Below are 22971 nucleotides of genomic sequence, written 5' to 3'. Positions count from 1 at the left end.
CTTTTGCAGGAACGATATTAACCCAAGGATTTATTTGATGAAATCAATTTCTACACCAACTTGTTTTATAAAAAATTCCATAAACCTATCTCACTAATAATATTTTGTGAATCCAGATGTGGATTGTAGCAAGGTTAATGAATGTGTAAAAGTAAACTTTTGACGTTTCCATCTGACAACGAGACGGCGGTATTTGCGCCGGTACCAAGCAAAGCAACGCTCAAAAGCGAAATTTCTGCACAGAAATTTTGATAAGTCTCCTTTTTTTCCAGACTGGGCTGGATTTCCACTATTTGTATCTGTAGCCTTATTTTGGAGAATTGATATAAAATGTGTGCAAAAAAAGTCAGTCTTAAGGACGATAAAATTGCGACTAAAAACAAATTTTGAGCAACCTGGGATTGTACGCTGTTTTGCAGCAGTACTGCTTTTCGGTCAAGTGTGGTTACATTTACTCCAAGGAAAAACGTGCTACCGCAAGATTCTGCAACATATGGTGACTGCTGGGCCAGGTTCTATCTCTCCAGTTCTCCTTGTCAGCGGTTTTGCAGGAATGATTTTTACTATTCAGACAGCGAGAGAATTAGTCCGGTTTGGGGCTGTCAATGCTGTCGGAGGTGCTTTTGCCTTAGCTTTTTGTAGAGAATTGGCTCCAATTTTGACCGCTAGTATTATGGCGGGACAAGTAGGTTCTGCTTTTGCAGCAGAAATAGGTGCAATGCGGGTAACAGAGCAAATTGATGCACTTTATATGCTCAAAACCGATCCAATTGATTATTTAGTACTTCCGAGAGTAATTGCTTGTAGTTTAATGCTGCCTTTGATGACGATTTTAGCTTTAGTTACTGGTATCATGGGTGGAGTTTTTGCCGCATCACACTTTTACCAAATTATTCCAGAAGCATTTTTAGAATCAGTCAGAGATATTTTAGAACCCTCAGATTTGTTTATTATTTTGCTAAAAGGGATTATTTTTGGAGTCTTGGTTGCTGTCATTGGCTGTAGTTGGGGGTTAACGACTAAGGGAGGAGCCAAGGAAGTGGGGGAATCAGCAACAAAAGCAGTTGTTACGAGTTGGGTGTCAATTTTTATCATGGATTTTTTCCTTTCTCTACTGCTATTTGAACAGCCCGCATTTTGAACCCAAGCAAGTTATTGAATAAGATTCCCGACTTCTAAAAAAAGCCGGGAATTTGAGCCAAAAAGGAATATTTAGGTAAGCAATATCGGTTCTGAAGCATTGGTGCAGCTTGCCACAGGCATCACTAGCTTTTTTAGATATACTTCATGACGTTAGCGGAATTTGAGAATATATTAACTTGTAGATTAGAGCACCCAAAGCTAAACCTCCCAATGAAAAGATAGACGCAGTGCAAAAGGCTAGCCCTTCCCTAAGACCCGCTTTTTGAAAGTCTATCCTGACTAATATAGTTGCTGAAATGATAAGTAAGGTATCAAGAAATACCCCAAACCAAGCAATCATAATAAAAAACAAGAAAGCTGCTAATACGGCAACGCCGAAAGACCTCGTATTTGATTTAAGCAAAATACCGAAGTAATATGTCATTTTTGCCCAGGGAGCGGTCAACGTTACTATTAAAAGCAAGATAGCAACAACAGTTACCAACCATACAGACAGAGGAGCACGTGTTTCAGATATTAACCAGCCCAAAGTACTGTAACTAAGCAGTACTAGCGTCAGGGACACCCAAGGAACTCTTTTCAAAATTGACATGGGTTGATATTATTAGTACGGGGTCAAGATATTATTCCATTACTGAATGTTATAACTCACCGTTTGCACCCATAGGATTTGGTCAAGAAAAATTATCCACCAAGCCACTATAAATATTAGGTGAGAGACCGAGCAAACTAATAATTTCTTACTGTAAGTGAATTGCTTACCAGGTGAGGGAACTGAATTTGTGATTCTCTTACTAATTAAGGCAGATTATTATAACTATTGACTAATAGCTAAACAATCATTTTCTGGCCACCAAGCGTAAATGGGTGTCTCGCGGTCTGGTAAACCACCAAAAGTATTAGGTTGTAGCACATTTATGCTAATTCCATTTGTTAATTCCACAACATAATTAACGTGTGTGCCCAAATACATAACATTGACAAGCCGTCCTTCAAAGCAGTTAGCTGGCAAATTGGGTGGATAAAGCGAAAGCTGTATTTTTTCTGGGCGCACGCTTACGACCACAGCTTGTGATAATTCAGTTGGTGTATCTTCAGCCCGGCTAATAACAATTGAGAGTCCCGTTTTGGTCGAAATTTTAACATTAGAGGAGTCTACCGCGACAATTTCACCGCTGAATAAATTAGTATCGCCAATAAAATCAGCAACAAAAGATGTGCAGGGACGTTCGTAAATTTGGCTGGGAGTACCAACTTGTTCAATTTTGCCCTGGTTCATCACTGCAATGCGATCGCTCAAAGACAATGCTTCTTCTTGGTCGTGTGTCACCATCACAAAGGTCAATCCCAAGTCTTTGTGTAAATTTGATAACTCAACCTGCATTTCCTTACGTAGCTTTAAATCTAACGCTCCTAAAGGTTCATCAAGTAGTACGACGGTAGGACGGTTGACTAGGGCCCTTGCTAAAGCAACTCGCTGCTGTTGACCACCAGAAAGTTGATTGGGAAAGCGCGATCGCAAACTTTCCATTTTCACTAGCTTTAAAGCTTCTTGGACTCTAGCTTCAATTTGCGGTTTGCGTATTTTTTTTAATCTTAGTCCGAAGGCGATGTTATCCCATACATTCAGGTGGTTAAATAGAGCGTAACTTTGAAACACAGTATTGACGGGTCGGCGGTAAGGCGGCACATTAGTCATAGACTGACCCTGAATCAACACCTTGCCAGCGTCAGCGGTTTCAAATCCAGCAATTAAGCGCAGTATTGTTGTTTTACCACAACCGGAGGGGCCTAAAATACTAAAGAATTCTCCTTGTCTAACATCCAAGTCGATTCCATTTACTGCTGGTTCTTGGTTAAAAAACTTGAAGATATTACGCAGTTCAACATCAAGTGGCTGAAAAGTTGTTATCCCCCTCTGATTCTGAATGACAATTTGAGCCATAGTCCTCAGTAGAATGCCGTGATATTACGTTATTTTGTCAATTGATGTAGTCTATATGGGCAGACTAGATTTGACACTTTGGTTTATTGTATCCGCCAAAAACAAATGTTCAAGAATATACTCGCCCAATTCTTATGTACTCATTACTATGTATACATTTAAAAGCTGTAAATTTATTTATACTAGTGCTTTAACATCTTTGATTAAGCTAATATGCATTAGAATTGCAGATTAGCAATTGCTAAAAGGCTTGCTAGGATTGCGTTTATTCATTTTTAATTTTTAATTGTTTATGTCTTTATTCCCATCAATTGGCAGCAAAAAAGATACACGTACAGTTGGACGTAGTTTCCAATCAATATTTTTAATCGTATTTACACTATTAATGGCCGCTGGTATTGGGGCGCGTTTGGCATATTTGCAAATTGTTGAAGGGCCAAAACTTCGGGAACGAGCCGAAGCAAACCGAATTCGGATGATTCTCAAACAACCGGAACGGGGCAATATTTTTGACCGAAATGGCAAACTTTTAGCTAGTACTCGCTATCCTAGCTCTGTATATTTGTGGCCGATGGCACATACTAAGCCTTCCTGGTCTGTAGTCGGCCCGCGTTTAGCGCAAATTCTCAATATTTCGCAAGATGAGATGGAAAAGAAATTAGAACAAGCAGGCGCTAATTCTTCTTCACTCATCCGGGTCGCTCGCGATCTAAACGAAGCAGAAATCACAGCATTAAAGGAGTATAAAAATGAACTCCCAGAAGTGGAAATCAATACAGATTCTGTACGTTATTATCCCCACGCTAAGGTATTGGCACATGTACTAGGTTATACACGAGAGTTGACCGCCGACCAGTTAAAGGGCAAGAAGCAGCAAGGCTACCGACTTGGAGATGTAATCGGTCAGATGGGGGTAGAAAAGGCTTATGAGAAAACACTGCGGGGCGAGTGGGGCGGTCAGCAGGTGGAAGTAGATGGTGCGGGTAGGCCAATCCGGGTTGTAGGGGAGAAACAGGCAAAAGCTGGTAACGATTTGCACCTAACCATAGATTTAGATGTGCAAAAGGCAGCAGAAAAAGCTTTGGGAAATCATCGAGGTGCGATCGCAGCCCTTGACCCGAATAATGGTGCTGTTTTAGCACTGGTATCTTACCCCACCTTTGACCCGAATATCTTCTCCAAACAAAAACTCTCCCAGAAAGATTGGGAAAGCGTGCAAGGTAAAGATCATCCCTTGGTTAATCGTGCCCTGAGCGCCTTTCCGCCCGCCAGTACATTCAAAATTGTCACTACAACCGCTGGACTGGAATCAGGTCAATTCTCTCCGGATTCAATATTACAGACCTTTGGTTCTCTTACCGTTGGTGGGGTGACTTTTGGTGAGTGGAACCACGCTGGATTTGGCCCATTGGGATTTCCGAGAGCGATGGCTATGAGTAGTGATACTTTCTTCTATCAAGTTGGTAGAAAAGTTGGTGGCCCAACTTTAATCCAATGGAGTCGCAAATACGGCTTTGGTCAAAGAACTGGCATTGAATTTCGTGATGAAGAATCAATAGGCTTGGTTCCAGATGAAACATGGAAGCAGAAAACTTGGAAGATACCGTGGACTGTTGGTGACACCATTAATATGTCAATTGGTCAAGGCGCTTTACAAGTGACACCTTTGCAATCGGCGATTATGTTTTCTGTCCCTGCTAATGGCGGCTATCGAGTTCAGCCACATTTGCTTAAAGACAACGAAGAAGCAAAAAGTTGGCGAGAATCCTTAAATATGAAGCCGACAACTATCAAAGTTCTCCGCGACGGACTGCGGAAGGTGGTGAGTGAAGGTACTGGTAAGCGCTTGGACGTGCCGACAATTGCCCCAGCATCTGGAAAGAGTGGCACTGCTGAAGCCGGTGCTGGTCGCCCCAATCATACTTGGTTTGGTGCTTATGCTCCCAGTAATAAGCCAGAAATTGTGGTTGTGGCCTTTGGGGAAAATACTGGCGATCATGGCGGTACTGTTTGCGGGCCGATGGTTTTACAAGTACTAGAAGCTTATTTTCAGCACAAGTATCCAGGTAAATATCAAAAACCTCAGCCCGATCCATCAGAAGCTAAAACTCAGAGTTCAGGGCATAGCACTGGAGACTAGTAAAAAGAGGCAAGGGGGCGCTTTGCTGGGGGAAAAACTGAGACAGAGCTTGTACTCTGCCCCAGTTCAAGCGGACAAAGAAGGACGGGGCTTCTCTAGGAGACGCTCTGCGAAGCCCTAAGCAAGTCGTACCACTTCGTGGAAGCAAGCTACGCGCAGCGTCTACCTAAAGAAGGGCCGAAGTGTCAAATCCCCGCCTGAACTATCCCCCTTGTTCCCTGCTTCCCTGGCCCCCTACCTTTTGTTCAAAAAGCCTTTGGGCGATGCAATTGAAGAGATTAGCTTATGGTATCAATTGAAAACAATTAATCATTGCCAATTAGTTTGCCATTAAATACCTGCTAAGAATTTAGCAGAGTTACTTACAGATAATCTTAATTTTGAAATCCTCTTTGTCTTATGACTTTATTAAAACCATCTCCACTTGGCGGAAAACAAAATACACGTACAGTCGGACAGAGTTTCCAGCCGCTATTTTTAATTATATTTACTCTATTGATGGTGACGGGAATCGGCGTTCGTTTGGCATATTTGCAAATTACTGAAGGAGCAAGCCACCGAAAACGAGCCGAGTCAAATCGGATTCGGATGATCCCCAAACAACCAGAACGAGGCAATATCTTTGACCGCAATGGCAAACTTTTAGCCAGTACTCGCTATCCTCGCTCTGTATATTTGTGGCCGATGGCGCATACTAAGCCTGCGTGGTCAGTTGTGGGAGTGCGTCTGTCTCAAATTCTCGACGTTCCCCAAGAAGAGATTGAAAAAAAGTTAGAAGAGGCAGGTGCTAACTCTTCTTCACTCATACGAATTGCTCGTAACTTGAACGAAGCGCAAATTACAGCGTTGAAGGAGTATCAAACCGAACTTAAAGACGTAGAAATTCATACAGAAGCCGTTCGTTACTACCCCCACGGCAAGGAATTAGCTCATGTATTAGGCTATACGCGAGAACTGACTGCCGATCAATTAAAGGAAAAGAAACAAGAAGGCTACCGATTGGGTGATGTAATTGGTCAAATGGGAGTTGAAAAAGCTTATGAAAAAAGTCTGCGGGGCGAATGGGGCGGTCAGCAGGTAGAAGTGGATGGTGCAGGTAGGCCACTCCGGGTTTTGGGGGAGAAACAGGCGAAAGCTGGTCACGATTTGCACTTGACCATAGATTTAGATATGCAAAAAACAGCAGAAAAAGCTCTGGGCGATCGCGACGGTGCGATCGTGGCACTCGATCCAAAGAACGGTGCGGTTTTAGCAATGGTATCTCACCCCACTTTTGACCCAAATATTTTCTCAAAGCAGAAGCTTACCCAAAAAGATTGGGAATTTGTCCAAGGTGCCGATCATCCTTTGGTGAATCGCGCCCTCAGCGCTTTTCCCCCTGCTAGCACCTTCAAAATTGTCACCACCACAGCCGGACTAGAATCAGGTAAATTTTCTCCTAGCACAGTCTTGCAAACCTACGGTTCCTTAAGTTTTGGTGGCACCCGATTTGGTGAATGGAATCACGCCGGGTTCGGCCCATTGGGTTTTGTCGGAGCATTACAGTGGAGTAGTGATACCTTCTTCTATCAAATTGGTCGGGGAGTTGGCGGCCCAACTTTAATTGAATGGACTCGCAAGTATGGATTTGGTAAAAAAACTGGCTTTGAGTTTGCCAACGAAGAAGCAAAAGGTTTAGTACCAGATGAAGCATGGAAGCAAAAAACTTGGAAGATACCTTGGACTGTAGGGGACAGCATTAATATGTCAATTGGTCAAGGTGCTTTACAAACTACACCGTTGCAAGTCGCCATTATGTTTGCTGTGCCTGCTAATGGTGGCTATCGAGTCCAGCCGCATTTGCTTAAAGACAATGAACAAGCAAAAAGCTGGCGCTCATCTTTAAATATGAAGCCGACAACCATAAGTGTTCTGCGTCAGGGACTACGGAAAGTGGTAGCTGAAGGTACTGGTAAGGCTTTGAAGCAACCAACAGTTCCCGCAGTCGCTGGTAAAAGTGGTACTGCTGAAGCGTGGAAGGGTCGTGTTAAGCAAAATCACGCTTGGTTTGGAGCCTATGCGCCGGCTGAACAGCCAGAAGTTCTGATTGTGGCATTTGCTGAACATTCCGGTGGCGGTGGTGGTAGCATTGCTGCGCCGATGATCTTACAAATTATGGAAGAATATTTTCAGCGCAAGTATCCAGGTAAGTATCAGAAACCAGCGCCTAAGAGTCCGTAAAACAGCAGATGAAGGTAGATATAAGGCATTGGACGTTGATTGGGAAAAGTTGAGATATGTTGCAGGTTTAGGTTGGTGGGTATTCAATTATGGCGATCGCCGAGTAGTTGGTCATAATGGTTCAATATTAGGATTCGCAAGTAACATTACCCGGTTTATTGATGACAAAATTACTGTGATTTTACTTTGCAATCTAGATAAAATTTCCCGACCAGATGCGATCGCTAAGAAAATTGCTGAATACTACTGTCCAGTTCTTACAGAACTAGTGCTTCAGCCTCCATTAGGGGAGAGGGAGTAAAACCAATTACTCCTGACTCTGCCAATTTTAGATTTTGAATTTTGGATTTAATGAAAAATCTGAAATCGAGTAACTCCTATGGCGAAATCTTGGCGGGTTTCAAATTTCTGGCTTTGTAGAACATTTCCAAGCTATTGCGATCGCCTACAAAACGCCAGTGCCACGGCTCATAACTCACACCTTGAACATTATCTTTAGGAAATGACATTTCAAAGCTAAAACGCGCTGCATTTGCTTGCAGCCACCGATAAGCCTTGGTATTGTCAAAGTTAGTTTGGAGATTAGTTGCTGGTACCGATCCGTCTCCAACATCCACAGCATAACCTGTGTGATGTTCGCTATGACCAGGAGGAGCGCTGAGAGCAGCCCGTTGTGCTGGCGTTTGATTTCGTTGGGCACCGACAGCAAAAAATAACTGCTCCTGGTCTTTGACTGAGCGAAAGCCAGAAATTGGCACTAAAATTACACCTGAACTCCGCGCTGCTGCTACCATCTCCTCAAACTTTTGGGCAGCAGCTTTTCGCATTCTAATGCCCCTATTTGCGGAGATGGTTACTAGTTCTGACTCAGGCGCTTCTGGGTATGGAAAATGCCCTAACACAGTATCGCTGGAATTATTAGATGCTGTTGGAGTTGCAGGAGCAGAAGTAGCTGGTAAAGGTTGAGAATCAGCGGTTTTTTTGGGTGCTGTGACGAAAAACAAAAAACCGCTAATTAAAGCTAGCAAGACAAATCCCGCTACTCCCCCAATCAGCACAATTCGGGGTTGCAACCAAAATTTAGGTGTTGCATCAGGGGTATCGCGTACAGCCACTGGAATATCATCACCAAGGTCATTCGATGAGTTTTGCGGTCTTCCAGAAAACCCTGCCTTATTCAAGGGTAAACTCCTGTTTTTGTGGAATAGCCATAACAGATTTTGCACTGGACAAAAGTAAACGTAACAGGTAGCATTTTACATCTGTGGTTCTTAGGCGCAATCTTGACAAACCTTTTAGAACTATACGTCAAGCTGGGAGGATTAGTCCTGGTAAGTTTTATTCTGGGACGCAAACTACCTGTAACAGTTCCTACACGTTTGGGACAGTTTCTTTTTTGGGTGGGAGTACCCATCAGCATAGTATCGTTTTTGCGTCAATCCAGCTTGTCAGGGCAAATTTGGATTGCACCTGCCTTCGCTTACCTGGCCATTTTACTAGGAGCATTTTTAGCTTGGTTAGGGATTAAAGCACAAGCCTATTTTAGAAATACTATCCCCCAAGCACCAACTCAGGCTAGCTTGATATTAGCCGCAATGCTGGGTAATACAGGTTATCTTGGCTTTCCCATCACCTTAGCAATGCTAGGCAAGGAATACTTTGCTTGGGCGCTATTCTACGATTTGTTAGGTTCATTCCCAGGAACTTATGGCTTGGGTGTATTACTAGCAGCCCGTTTTGGCGGCGGTGTCCAGAATCATTGGCAGACTGCTAGGGCCATTTTAATTAATCCTGCGCTGTGGGGTTTCGGATTTGGCTTGCTGTTTCGGCAGGTGACAATTTCCACAGTCGCGGAATTCTGGTTAGAGAAATTTGCTTGGAGTAGTGTAGCTTTATCTCTGGTGTTAATTGGAATGCGACTGGCGCTGCTCAAATCTTGGCGTAGCCTACCACAAGTAGGGATGAGCTTGGGAATCAAAATGCTGTTAGTTCCCTTGATATTGGGCAGCATCTTACCACTGTTTGGATTAACTGGTTCCACAGCAAAGGTAATTGTCTTACAAATGGCTATGCCTCCAGCTTTCGCCACGCTGGTAATTGCTGAGACATTCAATCTCGATCGCGATTTGACAGTTACTGCCTTAGCTGCTGGGGCTATAGTATTGCTGGTTACTCTCCCAGTTTGGCTGTGGCTATTTTGATTTTGAATTTATGCACTGTGATGCAACATGATTTTGAAATCCTACTAATCCGCCTCGGCTTTCCCAATGTTTGTTGAATGTAGGGGTTCCCAACTTCATCACTTTACCCCCTTGAAGATGTACACGATAACCAAACACCATGTTTTGTTCTGGAGATGCACTCGGATAATCTGCTATCCAAACGACTTGAACGAGACGGGAGATACCAAATTCTCCATCGTCAGGATCTGGATACAAAGTATTGTTTAGAAGTTTGACGATATGCGTTACTTTAGTACGCTGTCTTAAAAGAATGAGTTGGCTTTCCTGTGGTTTAAGGGCATTCTCTGCTTGTTCTGTTTTCCAATTTAAGTGAAAAATATTTGAATCTAGGTCAATATCTTGATAAGCCCAATATTTATCATTATTCTGATGATTGACATTTTTAGTCCACTTTAATTCTGTTAGATCCATACATTTAATCTTTATTAGAAGAACAAATTTTATATATCAATATCAGCTAGGGATTTTGCATAACCCCAGAATAGCTGCTACTCTCAACTTTTACGGTTTTAACATCACAAGTGGAAAAAGTGCTACTTATCATGCTTGTATAAATTTGCTTAAACTCTTGTTCTGTGGCAAGCCGCTTCTCTACGAGACGCTGCGCGAACCCGTTTACATAATAAAAAATTGACTTTGACAACTAGTTTTAGCGTTAAGCCAAGCGTATTGCTCTATAAGTAAATTATTTGTGCGCGATTCCTTAACATTATTAGAACGTGGCGAAGGAATTGACGCATATCAGTTAAAGCTCTACTGGATGCTGCCCATAATATGGCAAAGCCTCTGACCAATTAGGAAATTTGCCCTCTTGCCAATCGAGATTAGCTAGTTCCAAAATACTTGTCACCGTTCCTGCTAAACCAGATTGAGCTTGAATCAACTGATAATTAGTGTTCCAAGTTGCTAAAGTTTTCTGCCATGCTTCTGGTGTCAACACTCTATCTGACAAACACACTTTTAGTTTAGAAGTATCTGGCTCAAACTGATAAATAGCAACGAAAATTTGACCTCGTTGGGCTGGCATTTCCACAGCAAAAGTTTTTATATTTTGACTTTTACCTACTTCTGCCCAAGCTACGGCAGCCAAAGTTGAAATCGCAAATACAGGGATATCTAGCTGTTGCCCCAAAGTACGAGCAGTAACAACACCAATCCGAGTTCCTGTAAAGCCGCCAGGGCCTTTTGCCACGGCGATAAATGAAAAATCTGCCCAAGTTTGCGGTTTGATAAATTCAATTAAATATCGATGTATTAGGCTAGATAAATCACGCCCCAAATTCCAAATTTGAGAGCGAGTATCGCCAGCAAAATTACTAATTGCTAGTCCTAATTCGGGAGTAGTGGTGTGCAGTGATAAAGCGTATTTTGTGGCTGTGAGGTGTTTTAGTTCTGTGGTCAAAGTTAATTAAAATATTGATTGTTTAGAGTTGGCTGGATTTATCTATTCAACCACATCATAGTTCTAAGTTTTCAGCTTTTTTCCATCTCCATAAGGGAAAGTGATTAAAAAACTCGCAGTTTCCGGTAGTCATTCAACATATTAAAGAGTTTCCATCCCCGTGAGGGGTAAGTGATTGGAAAACAACCTAGAGAATTAGCTGTAAGAGTAATCCAGCTATTAGAGTTTCCATCCCCGTGAGGGGAAAGTGATTAGAAAACTTGATGTTGAAAAGTGTCTGAATGAAGCCATCGGCGGGTTTCCATCCCCTTGAGGGGAAAGTGATTAGAAAACAAAAATGGTACAAACTTCTATTTCGGCTACTGTTTTAGAGTTTCCATCCCCGTGAGGGGTAAGTGATTGTAAAACCCCACCCTTCTATAACCTTTACGGTGGCTGGTTTTGAAGGCTCATTTTCGAGGGGGTCTAATTTATTTGTCAATAAGCAAAAACTATTGACAAAAATTTCACAGTACATCCCCTGAAATGTTTACACAGCAGCTTGTCGAGGGGGTAAACGAAAGAATTAGAGTTTGAGCGATCGCTATACCCCCACGAAAAACTTACGTGTGTAAAGTCAAAATAAATACTTTTACTCTCACTAAGAAATTTGGAATTGAATTGTCAAGGTTCTGTTATTAATGGGCTGAGGGATAACATATTACTCTTGACTTTTCAAGTCGGCACTAATTCACCAGGACGCAATTTCGACCACTTACCAGTTTCGCGCTTAAAGCTCAGACAACCAACAACATCCCATTCCATTTCAATTACATCATCTTTAGTCCGAATGTTGACATTGATAGAAGGTTCATTCGGATCAAAATTTGGTGTTTCGGTCAAGTGAGGCTGTTGGTGCTGCCCTTCTACAGCATGATAAGTAACACATCGGTCTACATAGTGGCAGTTCACGCAAATACACATAATAGAACCAACTCCAGGGGCCTTTATTGTTAATCTAACTTAAGCCCAACTGTTATTCATGAGTTGCTGGGTTGATTTTTATTACAATGCACGAATCAATTCTTTCTACCCTAGCTCCCGAAAATTGGCCTTTCAGCTTGGAATTCTTGCCACAACCCGCTTATATGGTAGGTGGGGCTGTCCGAGATGCTATCCTTGGCAGAACTCGCGAATATCTGGATCTAGATTTTGTTATACCATCTAAGGCGGTAAAGGTAGCGAGAGCGATCGCTCATCATTACAAAGCTGGTTTTGTGTTACTCGATGCAGAGCGACAAATTGCCCGTGTGGTTTTTCCCCACGCTACAGCTGACTTTGCCCAACAAGAAGGAGATAGCTTAGAAGTTGATTTGCACAGACGGGACTTTACAGTAAATGCGATCGCTTATAATCCCCATACGCAAGAATTCGTCGATCCTCTGCAAGGTTATGCAGACTTACAACAGGGCATTTTGCGAATGATATCACCCGCCAACTTAGAAGATGACCCTTTGCGGTTAATGCGAGGTTATCGCCAAGCCGGCCAATTAGGTTTTACTATTGAGCCAGCTACCCAAGCCGCAATTCGTTCTTTGGCATCACATATCAGCAAAGTAGCAACCGAACGAGTTAGGGTAGAAATTGGCTATCTCCTGGCAAATTCTCAGGGTACTCCTTGGATAACAAGTGCTTGGGAAGATGGTTTACTTGCCCCTTTCTTCAAAAACGCCACCCGTGAAAGCTTGCTTAAACTAGCAGCAGTTGACGAAGCAGCAGCTTTACTCACCCAAAATTGGCAACAACTAGGGACACAACTGCAAGAGTATGTCCGCGATAGTATCAAAACTAGTTGGTTAGGTATTGCTAAACTTGCTTGTCTTGTCAACCCAGATCCGGAATTAGCAGAAATAGAACTACAGGAATTAACTTATAGTCGTGCCGAAATCCGGGGTGTAACTACTGCCTTGAAACTGCTACCGCAACTTCAAGTAGTCGATATGTCCTTGCGAGAACAATACTTTTTCTTCCATGACGCAGATATTGTCTTTCCCGCTATGGCAGTACTAGCTGTAGCACTTGATAATTTGGTAGAGGCAATGTCTGATGACAAGCCACTACACACAGCAGTGGAAACCAAAGCAAGACGCTGCCTAATTTGGGCACCTTTGATCGACCGCTACCTAAACCCTGACGATCTAGTCGCTCATCCCACTCCACTAGTGAGCGGGAAGGAGTTGATTATAGCACTAGATATTCCAGCTTCGCCAATCATCGGCCAACTGTTGACAGAAATTGCCGTAGCACAAGCTGAGGGGAAAGTTTCAACACCAACAGAGGCGATCGCATTTGCACGTAAGTTACTTTAGGGTTAAATTTGCAGCTACAAGCATCAGCTATGCTACTATTTGCTTGATATTATGACTGCCTCGTTATATCCTTCCCTAAAATTCAGCGCAGATGCACGACCTGATGGATTACCAGCCTATTCTTTTCATGCCCTAGTTATATCATGTCCGCTTGATTACTTATTAAACCCGAAGAACCCCACCCCGCCAAAGCTATGCTTTGTCTCCCCTCCCGAAGAGCGGGGAGGGGTGCAATGACTGTGGGAATCATAATTATTTATCCGGACATAATATTAGCGGTCTGAAGATAGTCTTATATATTTACTTAAGCACTTACCACAAAAAAAGACCTCTAGGTTTTCCTGATGGTTGGAGTCTTTATGCCTAGCATTTTTTGGACAGGATTAACCGCTTATGAATCGACAGCCTTTAATTTTGGTTGTAGAACAGAGCCTACATGATTTAGAGCTACTTAATTCTCATCTAGGAATATTAAATTTTTCATGCATCTGTACCAAACAAGGGGTGAGGGCTGTGATATTGGCACAAACTCATCAACCAGATTTAATCTTGCTAGATATGATGCTATCTAATTTGAACGCCAACCAAGTCATCGATCGCCTCAAACACGACTCAAAAACTGCTACTATCCCAATCATTGCAGTAACTCCTCTAACAATGACACAAGATGATGACTCCACAATGCTCATAGGATTTGATGATTGCATTACTAAACCCTATGATTTTAATCAGTTAGAAGAGGTAATCAGTCGCCACATCAGTCAGCTAAATTATTTACATTTTCCTGGGGAATAGATTTAGGATTACGAATTTAAGGTAATTGATTTAAAACCACAATAATTCCAGTACGACCTGTTGCTAAATTTGTATTTGTCATCAGGTCAAGGACAGATTGACCAATAATTATCTCAATCAAATTTTTCAATTCTGGTTTAATTAATTTCTCTAAATACAATCGTACTTGTTCAGCTAAACTATCATAACCTCCCTTCAGAAGAGTTTGTTCAGCTTGGGTAACAGAGTTTTCTAAAGAAATTACAATCTCACTATCAAAAAAATGGCAAATAATTTGGCTAGGAGCCTTACCTATTCTATCAATATATAATTTTATGATTTGCTGTGATATTTCTTTTTCTAATTGTCCAATATTAGCTTGTATCATTAGCAGCTACGATGTAATATTATCGTTTGACTGTCGGAATCGAAGTATTCAATATTATAGTAAATTATCGTAAAATAGTCGGTTAAAATTATCTACTTTGTATATGAATTTAGTGTAAAAAAGTAATGTATTTACTATGTTTTTTTACTTAAAAATACCAAATTTGACGGATGTAAAAGTGGTAAATCAATGATTCATCCAGTGTCCGTTTAATTACTGCATCGATCGTCACTTACTCATGGATCATCAGCTTATTTTGTGCCAAACAAGCGATCGCCTGCATCTCCCAACCCAGGAATAATATAGCCATGTTCATCCAAATGGTCATCAATGGCGGCGGTATACAGGGGTACATCAGGATGTACATCACAAAAACGCTCGATACCTTCCGGTGCAGCGAGTAAGCAGACAAACTTAATTGATAAGGGATTAGTTGATTTCAGCCGTTCCACAGCGGCCACAGCCGAATTCCCAGTGGCGAGCATTGGGTCTACCACGAGCATATCTCGCTGGTCAACATCATGAGGAACTTTGAAATAATACTCAACAGGAATCAGGGTTTTCGGATCGCGGTATAAACCAATATGCCCCACCCGTGCTGATGGGATTAACTCCAGCATTCCATCCAAAATTCCCTGTCCCGCCCGCATTACAGAAACTAGCACCAACTTTTTATCAGGAGCAAGCATTGGCGCATTCATTGGGGCTAGTGGTGTTTTAATCAGTTCATATTTGAGCGGTAAATCGCGTGTGACTTCATAAGCTAACAATAGGCTAATCTCTTTAAGGAGAGTACGGAATTTTGTCGTACTGGTTTCAGCTTTACGCATCAACGTTAATTTGTGCTGAATCAATGGATGTTCAATTAGTGTTACTTGGTTGTACATATTTTAGTGAATAGTTATTTAATAGCTGACTAGAATACTGTGCCATCACTATCTATTTGGATAGGGGATGTACCACCTATTCTGAGTTCAGCGGCAATTTTACGTCCTGCTGTCCAGGTTCCCCCTTGCAGGATTTTTACTAGTGGTAATTCTTTGGGACTCATACCCAACTTTTCGCGCACTGTAGCGGCAATTTTATCTAAGAGAATCACAGTCAAAGCACGCCATTCAACTATAACTTCTGATGCTACTGAGTGGGGCGATCGCAAAACATCTGGATGTTTAACATTAATCAGTCCCAAATCAATACATAATCCCCCATTCCGATATTCTGGTAATCCAGTCAGGGCATCTAAACCAGTAATTACCAAACCGAGTTCCTGTAGTGGTTCTAATAAAGAGTATGTCAGCCACTGAGACAATTTGTGAAATGGTACTAAACCATCATCAGCAACAGATGGATGTTGCCAAACATCTCCCAAATTCACGCCAGCAACTTCTAATCTGCTAGGCCAAATATCACTCAGTCCTTCTAAAACTGCACTGAAAACAGTTGCAGCAGCTAACTGCCCGTTTTGAGATTTGCTCAATAAATAAGTTACCAAATTCCCTGGACGGGGGTTTTCATTCCCAAACAAATTAGGTGAATCAACTAAAGCTTGACCTAATTTTTGTAATAATCTCAACCGCCCATAAATTCCCACCAAAGGATTGTTGATATTTACCTGAAACCCAGTTGTAAGTTCTGCTTCTGTGAATACTTGCAATCTTTGAGCATCTACCTGAGGCAAATTATTACTCGAAAAAGTTCCTTGACAAAACATTTGGAAACTGGCTACAGCCAAACCTTCCGATCGCACCAAATTTAACCCAGTCTCCTGCTCATCATAATGCCAATCATTCCCCGCACCCGCATCTAACAATACACTGACAATTGCCAAATCAAACTTAGCAGCAGCTTTTTCCAGAGGCGTTAGTCCCGCTAACTGGCTATCTAACTGGGTTAAACGCGGTACACCCCCAACTTCAAAATGTCGCCAACGACTATGAAACGGAATTTCGAGATCCGGGTAGTCGCAGCGTATGACTTCAATTACATAATCAGCTACCTTTGTCAACTGTGTTAAATCGCAAGTAAAATAACGCGATTGTCCCTCAATTACCAATGCAAACAGTTGCCCACAACGTTCCCGAATTGCCGCCGGGGAACGAAGATATGCAATCAATTCTTCTTTGTCATTTGTCATTAGTCATTTGTCATTAGTCATTAGTCATTTGTCATTAGTCATTTGTCATTTGTCATTAGTCATTAGTCATTTGTCATTGGGCATTAATCAATAATTCTTCTTCCCCTGCCTCCCCTGCCCCTCCTGCCTCCTCTGCCTCCCCTGCCCCTCCACTCCCTACTCCACCAACCCTCGTCCCTTCACCTCAGCCAAACCATCTGCATCTAATACATCCCCTGTGGTGTAATATCCAGCAGCTTTCTTAGCTTCCATTTCTACCCGTGCATCAGGGGGAATCAGATCCTCTGGGATTGGTATTCTTTCTACAATCTCAATTCCCGCCTGAATGATGGCGTTGTACTTCATATTACTCATCGATACCATCCGATCGATGCGGGTGATGCCCAACCAATGCAACACATCCGGCATCAATTCTTGAAACCGCATGTCTTCCACTCCGGCGACACATTCTGTACGCGCAAAGTAGGCATCAGCGCGATCGCCTCCTTCTTGACGCTTCCGGGCATTGTAAACTAAGAATTTCGTCACTTCTCCTAAAGCGCGGCCTTCTTTGCGACAATAGATAATTATACCCACACCGCCTTCCTGTGCCGTTTGGACGCACACTTCAATCCCATGTACCAGATAGGGGCGACAAGTGCAGATATCTGAGCCAAACACGTCAGAACCGTTGCATTCATCATGAACCCGCACAGCTACAGGTTTATTGGGATCGGCGATCGCAGCCAAATCACCGATAATATACACTGTCACACCCCCAATTGGCGGCAAAAATACCTCCAAATCCGATCGCGTCACCAATTCTGGAAACATCCCCCCAGTTTGTTCAAATAAAGCGCGACGCAACTGTGATTCTGCAATCCCAAAACGCTTGGCAATTCCTGGTAAATACCAAACTGGCTCAACTGCGGCTTTGGTGACAACTAAATCGCCACCTGGTTTCATCACCTTACCATCTACCTGCAAACGACCTTTGTCTACTGCATCTTGCAGTTCTGGCATATTGATGTGAGCTTGAGTAATGGCGATCGTGGGACGAATATCATATCCCTGTTGGTAATAGGATGCAAAAACTTCAGATGCGATCGCTCCAAAGGGGTCGAGGGATACTATTTTATCAGGGTCAGCCCAACTAGGATGAGGCCCGATATGCTCTACTGGGGATGTATTCGTCAGATCCGCCCGATGATCCGACTGTAAAGCACCGCTAGCCACAGCTAGAGCACGATAAATCGCATAACTGCCAGAGTGAGTGCCAATCACATTGCGATGTGCCTGCTTAGTTAGCGTGGCAATAATCGGTCCGCGTTCCATAGGATTGGCTGCTCCCCATTGAATGGGGATTGGTTTAGGGCCAAAGCTACTAGGATGGGAAGTAAGAACAATATGCCTGGAAACGTCGTTTTGCTTTGGCATTGTCATTATTTTTTTTAGGATGTTTTAATCGGCTATTAGCCACTAGGGATTTGTCAACTCCCTCTAGTCAGTTTTTATTTTTAGGACTCTAAATGTCGAGTGTGGTATTAGTCATATGCTGAATACAATAAATAACACAGAAAATTCATAATTACCAATAAATTACCGCAAATTTAAAGATGGCTTTAAAATCCATTTAATAGATATATTTTGTGAGAAAGTTAATACAAACGTATATTCACTGATCTCAAATTCATGGATTCTTTATCTATCAATTCCTTACTTGAAGAGTTGAAAAACCCGGATGCCACAGTCCGCGAAAAAGCAACCAGAAAAATCTGGCGGATCTGGTTTCAACAAAAGGGAATCTATGGGCTGGAAATAATTGACCGCAGTCAAAAATTACTGGATGCAGGTGAAATTACTGAAGCCGAAACAGCGCTGACGGCACTAATTAAAGACCAGCCAGATTTTGCCGAAGCCTGGAATCGCCGAGCTTTCCTCTATTATAGTATTGGTGATTATCAAAAATCTCTGCTAGATTGTCAGATGGTTGTGCAGATAAATCCAATACATTTTGGTGCGCTTCACGGTATGGGCTTGTGTTATGCGGCACTAGGAGAGTATGGTGAAGCGATCCAAGCTTTTCAACGCGCTCTAGAAATTCAGCCCTATTCGCTAGTCAATCAAAAGTTGATTCTAGAATGTACATTTAGATTCAGCTACAACGGCAAATAGGAGAGAGCGTCATACTGTTTTATGAATCCGTCATCACCCTCATCAACAGCAATTCATCGCCTTAGTCACCGCAATTTTATTCAATACGGTTCTATCAGGATTGGTAGTAGCTTAATTGCTGTTTATACTAACAGCAACCAACCATCAAATAGCAATTCTGGGTTGGATAAAGTTACATTTGGTACAAACTGGATAGCACAAGCAGAACACGGTGGATTTTACCAGGCGATGTCTACGACGGGCTGCGCCTACGCAACTGGTATTTACAAAGACTACGGTTTAGATGTCACTTTTAAAATGGGCAGTCCGCAGATTCCCAGTGGTACTTAATTGTTGATGGGGGGTGCGGTAGATTTCTTTGTGGGTTATGGCATAGATGCCGTGAATGCCATAGCACAAGGTATTCCCAAAATCACAGTCGCAGCCAGTAATTTTCCAGAATATGGAATTATCCTTTCTGATGCCGCAGAAAAACAAGGTATTGGGGCGATGAGTGACGCAAGCTGGAAATCACTATTTGACAGCATGGTTGATACTAAGATTTCTAAATCCAACGTTAACTACAAGAAAGCACACACCTTGCAATTTGCGAATAAAGGGGTAGGCTATTACAAGAAGTAAGCGATCGCTTGCTATTCTCCAGCTTTTTAGCTATTTCTCAAAGTGGAGTATCTAATTCAGTCTCAATATCTGAGTTGATTTCCACTTCAACACTCTCAACAGCTTGGCGCAATGCCAAAAAAGCCTCCTTTAAGGGTTGACTAACTGCACTGTCGGGTTCTGCAAGCACAAGCTTTTGATATTCCTCCACAAACTGCATCCGTAAGCGATGAAACAAGTGCAAAAAATGCCGTAAAAACCTAAGACAATCAAGTACTACAATCTCTACGCCTCCCGTCTTTTCATAAAGATTAGCAGCATAGTCTTCTACATCTTTTTTATATATGCTTTCAGTAGTTATAAATATGTAATTCTCAATAGAAATTTGAGATAATTTGTAATATTTTGAGATTATTGCTGCTATGTCACATGCAGTCAAGGGCACAGCATAGGGCGAACGCATTTTAATTGTTACTAAACACTGCTTCCCTATTTCCCTCTTGCATTTTGCATAAAATCAGCAATATTGTAACTATTTTATGCTTAAAAAAGAAAATTTACCATCGACACCATTTGGTTCCATCTTGAGTTGTGCAACGTAAAACTCTTTTTGAATTACATCACCTACTGGGGTAAAAGCAATTTCACCGAGAGGAGTTTGAAACTTTTTTGTTAGTAACTCTTTATTCAATTCTGTACGCAACTGTGGCAGTTTTAATTTGTTAATGTTACTTTTTTTATCTAAAGATTGAAGAGCTTCTACATATACTTGTAAAGCAGCAAAAGCTTGAGCACTTACTTGGGGTGGTTCCCTATGATATTGTTCAAGGTAGGCTTTGCGAAATGCGGTGTTAATTTCACTCACATAGATAGGGCTATAAGCTTGAGCCACAATCACGCCATCACAAAGCGCTCTACATACAGAAAATATATGTGATGTGTTAAAACCATTGCCACCAACAATTATTCCCTTATAACCAAGTTCTCGTAATTGTTTAACTAAATTACCTCCATCTACAGCTAACCCGGATATAATCACTAAATCTGGTTTTAAATTAATCGCATCGCTAGCTTGAGCTTGAAAGTCGGTATCTGTAGTTTGAAACTTTTGGACTGTGACTAAATCCAATCCTAAATTTTTAACTGTTTTCTGAAATATTTCTGTTTCCGACTTATTGAAAGCATCATTTTGAGCGTAGAATACAGCTACTCTTTTGATTTGAGGATTTTGTTTGAGTGCAGCTTTTACTGAATAAGGAGCGACAACAGCAACAGATGAAGAAACACGAGCCACATAATTACCAATTTCGGGAATACCCTTAGCAGTATTTGATGCTCCAATAACTGGGACTTGATTGCGTTCTGCTACGGGGTCAGCACTAAAAGCTTGTTGTGAGAGGGTAGGGCCAACAATGCCAACAACTTTATCTTTACTAATTAAAGTTTGAAAAGCATTAATGGCTCCAACTTCATCGGCACCAGTATCTTGATAGACTAATTTAATTGGTCTACCATTGATGCCTCCTTTTTTATTAAAATATTTCTCAGCAATTTTTACTCCATCAGTTCCTTCTTGACCAAGTAATGCTACATTACTCGTTTGTGCAAAGGCGATACCGATAGGAATAGCATTAGCTACACCTGTGGTCACTGTTGGATTATTTGCGGAATTTGCATCATTACTGCCACTTTTACCACAAGCTACCAGCAGCATAGAGCATGTAAATAGTAAGACAGTTTGATGTATGAGCGCTTTTTTCATAGATGCGTGACCATGATGTTTGTTAATTTTACTCTCCAGCTACAACTTACAAATTCCTCAGATGTTTGCAGCATTATTCCTCACAACCAGGTTCGGTGTATTAATTTTTGTCGGTTTGAGTGCCCTATCTGACTTTATATTAAGTAAGTGGCATGAAAGTGCTGTGAGACATGAGAATTAAGATTTTAAAACGCACGAGGTAGCAAAGGTTTACGCAGAGAATAAACTTCTCTGAGAACCTTTGCGCTTCCCTCAGCGTTCCTCTGCGTTAAAAAAAGGATATTTATGACGACAACATTAGATGCCCTAATTAATTCTCTAGAAGGCATAGAAACCATCACTGACTACGCCCAAGTCGCAAAATTATCCCAGGATTATCACAGCTTTAGCCCGGTGCTTGTGCCGAAACTAGAGGGAAAAGTCGGGGATATCGTAGTGCGTCCCGCCAATGAAGCAGAGGTTTTAAAAGTTGCAGCCGCCTGTGCGAAACATCGTGTACCCGTAACAGTGCGGGGTGCGGGAACTGGAAATTATGGGCAATGCGTACCGTTGCACGGTGGCGTAATTTTAGATATGACGCGGATGCAAGAGATTCTTTGGGTAAAGCCGGGGGTGGCGCGGGTAGAAGCTGGGGTGAAGTTGGCGGCGTTAGATAAAAAAACACGAGAAATCGGCTGGGAAATCCGCATGGCACCCTCCACGTACCGCACAGCGACAATTGGCGGATTTATTGCTGGGGGAAGTGGGGGCATTGGTTCGATACAATATGGGTTACTAGGCGATCGCGGTAATATCCTAGCACTGCGAGTAATAACTGTAGAAGATGAACCCCGTGCGATCGAATTACGCGGTGACGATGTGCAAAAGGTGAATCACGCTTGGGGAATTAACGGCATCATCACCGAAGCCGAAATCCCCTTAGGGCCAGCTTATCCTTGGGCTGAAGTCATTGTCACTTTTGACGAGTTTATGAAGGCAGCAAAGTTTGGTCAGGCTCTTGGCAATGCTGATGGCATGATTAAGAAGTTAATTTCTGTCTTTGCATCCCAAATTCCCCAATATTTTCACGCCCTACAACAGTACATTCCTGAAGGGACTCACCCAGTATTTTTGATAATTTCCGAACCGAGTTTGGAATTCTTACCGGGTTTGGTGCAGCAATATGGCGGCAAAATTACTTATGAAAAATCAGCGCAGGAAGCGGAGAAAGGTACACATTTAGCAGAATTTAGCTGGAATCACACCACCTTACACGCCCGGAGTGTAGATACTGATATTACCTACTTACAAAGTATGTTTCCTCGCGATGCCTGCGGCGGGCTGGGCTTACGCAATTTGCAATTAGTAGAGCACATGTATCATCACTTCGGCGATGAGGTAATGATGCATTTGGAATTTTTTCGGGTAAACGGTGCCGTAGTTCCTGGTGCTTTGCAACTTGTGCGCTACACCACAGAAGAACGCCTCAAGGAGATTATCCGCTATCACGAAGAACAGGGTGTGAGTATTGCCAATCCTCATACGTATATTATTGAAGATGGCGGCAGAAAAGTTATTGCTCCTGAACAGTTAAAATTTAAAGAAATAGTTGACCCCTATGGGTTGATGAACCCCGGTAAAAGCAAGGTTCTTCAATTCCCAATTCAAAATTAGCAAACTACAGAAACACATATCAGAACTCTCTCTGTATATTTGTGTAACCTCCCTCCAAAAAGCTA

The 22971-nt window shown here is 42.2% G+C and carries 23 protein-coding genes; 11 read left to right on the top strand and 12 right to left on the bottom strand.

The genetic code is table 11. From position 1 onward, the window contains the following. Positions 1–367 precede the first annotated feature (367 nt). Complete coding sequence (locus V7L01_RS31235) at positions 368–1141, top strand: MlaE family ABC transporter permease (RefSeq protein ID WP_335041862.1); 774 nt, start codon at positions 368–370, stop codon at positions 1139–1141. 144 nt (positions 1142–1285) lie between these two features. On the opposite strand, the gene V7L01_RS31230 is transcribed toward V7L01_RS31235, so the two are convergent. Together V7L01_RS31230 and V7L01_RS31225 are read right to left on the bottom strand one after the other, a co-directional pair. Further along, a complete protein-coding gene (locus V7L01_RS31230; RefSeq protein ID WP_335041860.1) occupies positions 1286–1735 on the bottom strand; it encodes a hypothetical protein in 450 nt (149 codons plus the stop codon). A gap of 225 nt (positions 1736–1960) precedes the next feature. Then, positions 1961–3088 (bottom strand): ABC transporter ATP-binding protein, encoded by a 1128-nt coding sequence (locus V7L01_RS31225; RefSeq protein ID WP_335041858.1) that lies wholly within the window; start codon positions 3086–3088, stop codon positions 1961–1963. Positions 3089–3380: 292 nt separating this feature from the next. Between V7L01_RS31225 and mrdA (V7L01_RS31220) the strand changes: the two genes are divergently transcribed. From mrdA (V7L01_RS31220) to V7L01_RS31210, 3 genes are all read left to right on the top strand, one after another. Continuing rightward, positions 3381–5228 carry a penicillin-binding protein 2 gene (gene mrdA, locus V7L01_RS31220; protein ID WP_335041856.1) on the top strand — a complete coding sequence of 616 codons (1848 nt, stop codon included), beginning with the start codon at positions 3381–3383 and terminating at the stop codon, positions 5226–5228. Positions 5229–5627: 399 nt separating this feature from the next. After that, on the top strand, positions 5628–7448 hold the full coding sequence (gene mrdA, locus V7L01_RS31215; protein WP_335041855.1) for a penicillin-binding protein 2: 1821 nt from the start codon (positions 5628–5630) through the stop codon (positions 7446–7448). Between the two features lie 28 nt (positions 7449–7476). Beyond that, positions 7477–7749, top strand: coding sequence for a hypothetical protein (locus tag V7L01_RS31210; RefSeq protein ID WP_335041853.1), 273 nt, complete (start codon positions 7477–7479; stop codon positions 7747–7749). Between the two features lie 76 nt (positions 7750–7825). Here V7L01_RS31210 and V7L01_RS31205 read toward each other — a convergent pair whose 3' ends face one another. Then, the gene (locus V7L01_RS31205) at positions 7826–8629 is read right to left on the bottom strand and encodes a M15 family metallopeptidase (protein WP_335041851.1); all 804 of its coding nucleotides are present in this window, start codon (positions 8627–8629) and stop codon (positions 7826–7828) included. A 102-nt stretch (positions 8630–8731) separates the two neighbouring features. Here V7L01_RS31205 and V7L01_RS31200 point away from each other — a divergent pair, with 102 nt between their 5' ends. Continuing rightward, positions 8732–9649 carry an AEC family transporter gene (locus tag V7L01_RS31200; protein WP_335041849.1) on the top strand — a complete coding sequence of 306 codons (918 nt, stop codon included), beginning with the start codon at positions 8732–8734 and terminating at the stop codon, positions 9647–9649. Here V7L01_RS31200 and V7L01_RS31195 read toward each other — a convergent pair. The 3 genes from V7L01_RS31195 to V7L01_RS31185 all read right to left on the bottom strand — a co-directional run bounded on the left by V7L01_RS31195 (position 9641) and on the right by V7L01_RS31185 (position 12056). Then, a complete protein-coding gene (locus tag V7L01_RS31195) occupies positions 9641–10102 on the bottom strand; it encodes a hypothetical protein (protein ID WP_335041847.1) in 462 nt (153 codons plus the stop codon). The genes V7L01_RS31200 and V7L01_RS31195 overlap by 9 nt on opposite strands. A 334-nt stretch (positions 10103–10436) precedes the next feature. Then, on the bottom strand, positions 10437–11093 hold the full coding sequence (gene tsaB / locus V7L01_RS31190; protein WP_335041844.1) for a tRNA (adenosine(37)-N6)-threonylcarbamoyltransferase complex dimerization subunit type 1 TsaB: 657 nt from the start codon (positions 11091–11093) through the stop codon (positions 10437–10439). A gap of 714 nt (positions 11094–11807) precedes the next feature. Then, positions 11808–12056, bottom strand: coding sequence for a Ycf34 family protein (locus V7L01_RS31185; RefSeq protein WP_100899275.1), 249 nt, complete (start codon positions 12054–12056; stop codon positions 11808–11810). Between the two features lie 86 nt (positions 12057–12142). Between V7L01_RS31185 and V7L01_RS31180 the strand changes: the two genes are divergently transcribed. Continuing rightward, positions 12143–13441: a CCA tRNA nucleotidyltransferase gene (locus tag V7L01_RS31180; RefSeq protein WP_335041842.1), complete on the top strand. Its 1299-nt coding sequence runs from the start codon at positions 12143–12145 to the stop codon at positions 13439–13441. A gap of 393 nt (positions 13442–13834) precedes the next feature. Next, positions 13835–14236 (top strand): response regulator, encoded by a 402-nt coding sequence (locus V7L01_RS31175; RefSeq protein WP_335041840.1) that lies wholly within the window; start codon positions 13835–13837, stop codon positions 14234–14236. Positions 14237–14252: 16 nt separating this feature from the next. Here V7L01_RS31175 and V7L01_RS31170 read toward each other — a convergent pair whose 3' ends face one another. The 4 genes from V7L01_RS31170 to V7L01_RS31155 form a co-directional block, all read right to left on the bottom strand. Then, entirely contained in the window at positions 14253–14603 is a 351-nt protein-coding gene (locus V7L01_RS31170) for a DUF2294 domain-containing protein (RefSeq protein ID WP_335041838.1), read from the bottom strand. A 251-nt stretch (positions 14604–14854) separates the two neighbouring features. Next, complete coding sequence (upp, locus tag V7L01_RS31165; protein ID WP_335041836.1) at positions 14855–15490, bottom strand: uracil phosphoribosyltransferase; 636 nt, start codon at positions 15488–15490, stop codon at positions 14855–14857. A gap of 29 nt (positions 15491–15519) precedes the next feature. Next, a complete protein-coding gene (locus V7L01_RS31160) occupies positions 15520–16737 on the bottom strand; it encodes a URC4/urg3 family protein (RefSeq protein ID WP_335041834.1) in 1218 nt (405 codons plus the stop codon). Positions 16738–16893: 156 nt separating this feature from the next. Beyond that, on the bottom strand, positions 16894–18153 hold the full coding sequence (locus V7L01_RS31155) for a GTP cyclohydrolase II (protein ID WP_335041832.1): 1260 nt from the start codon (positions 18151–18153) through the stop codon (positions 16894–16896). Positions 18154–18408: 255 nt separating this feature from the next. Between V7L01_RS31155 and V7L01_RS31150 the strand changes: the two genes are divergently transcribed. From V7L01_RS31150 to V7L01_RS31140, 3 genes are read left to right on the top strand one after another with little or no spacing between them, the layout of a single operon-like run. Beyond that, positions 18409–18891: a tetratricopeptide repeat protein gene (locus V7L01_RS31150; protein WP_335041830.1), complete on the top strand. Its 483-nt coding sequence runs from the start codon at positions 18409–18411 to the stop codon at positions 18889–18891. Between the two features lie 21 nt (positions 18892–18912). Beyond that, positions 18913–19221, top strand: a complete 309-nt coding sequence (locus tag V7L01_RS31145) for a hypothetical protein (protein WP_335041828.1) — start codon at positions 18913–18915, stop codon at positions 19219–19221. Between the two features lie 6 nt (positions 19222–19227). Beyond that, positions 19228–19512 carry a hypothetical protein gene (locus tag V7L01_RS31140; RefSeq protein ID WP_335041826.1) on the top strand — a complete coding sequence of 95 codons (285 nt, stop codon included), beginning with the start codon at positions 19228–19230 and terminating at the stop codon, positions 19510–19512. Between the two features lie 37 nt (positions 19513–19549). On the opposite strand, the gene V7L01_RS31135 is transcribed toward V7L01_RS31140, so the two are convergent. Together V7L01_RS31135 and V7L01_RS31130 are read right to left on the bottom strand one after the other, a co-directional pair. Continuing rightward, positions 19550–19954: a hypothetical protein gene (locus tag V7L01_RS31135; RefSeq protein ID WP_335041824.1), complete on the bottom strand. Its 405-nt coding sequence runs from the start codon at positions 19952–19954 to the stop codon at positions 19550–19552. A 69-nt stretch (positions 19955–20023) separates the two neighbouring features. Continuing rightward, the gene (locus V7L01_RS31130; protein WP_335041821.1) at positions 20024–21253 is read right to left on the bottom strand and encodes an ABC transporter substrate-binding protein; all 1230 of its coding nucleotides are present in this window, start codon (positions 21251–21253) and stop codon (positions 20024–20026) included. Positions 21254–21538: 285 nt separating this feature from the next. On the opposite strand from V7L01_RS31130, the gene V7L01_RS31125 reads away from it, so the two are divergent. Next, on the top strand, positions 21539–22906 hold the full coding sequence (locus V7L01_RS31125) for an FAD-binding oxidoreductase (protein ID WP_335041819.1): 1368 nt from the start codon (positions 21539–21541) through the stop codon (positions 22904–22906). The last annotated feature ends 65 nt before the right edge of the window (positions 22907–22971 follow it).

It is taken from the genome of Nostoc sp., assembly GCF_036917095.1.
GTDB lineage: Bacteria > Cyanobacteriota > Cyanobacteriia > Cyanobacteriales > Nostocaceae > Nostoc.
This window is presented reverse-complemented; position numbering and strand designations above follow the sequence as displayed.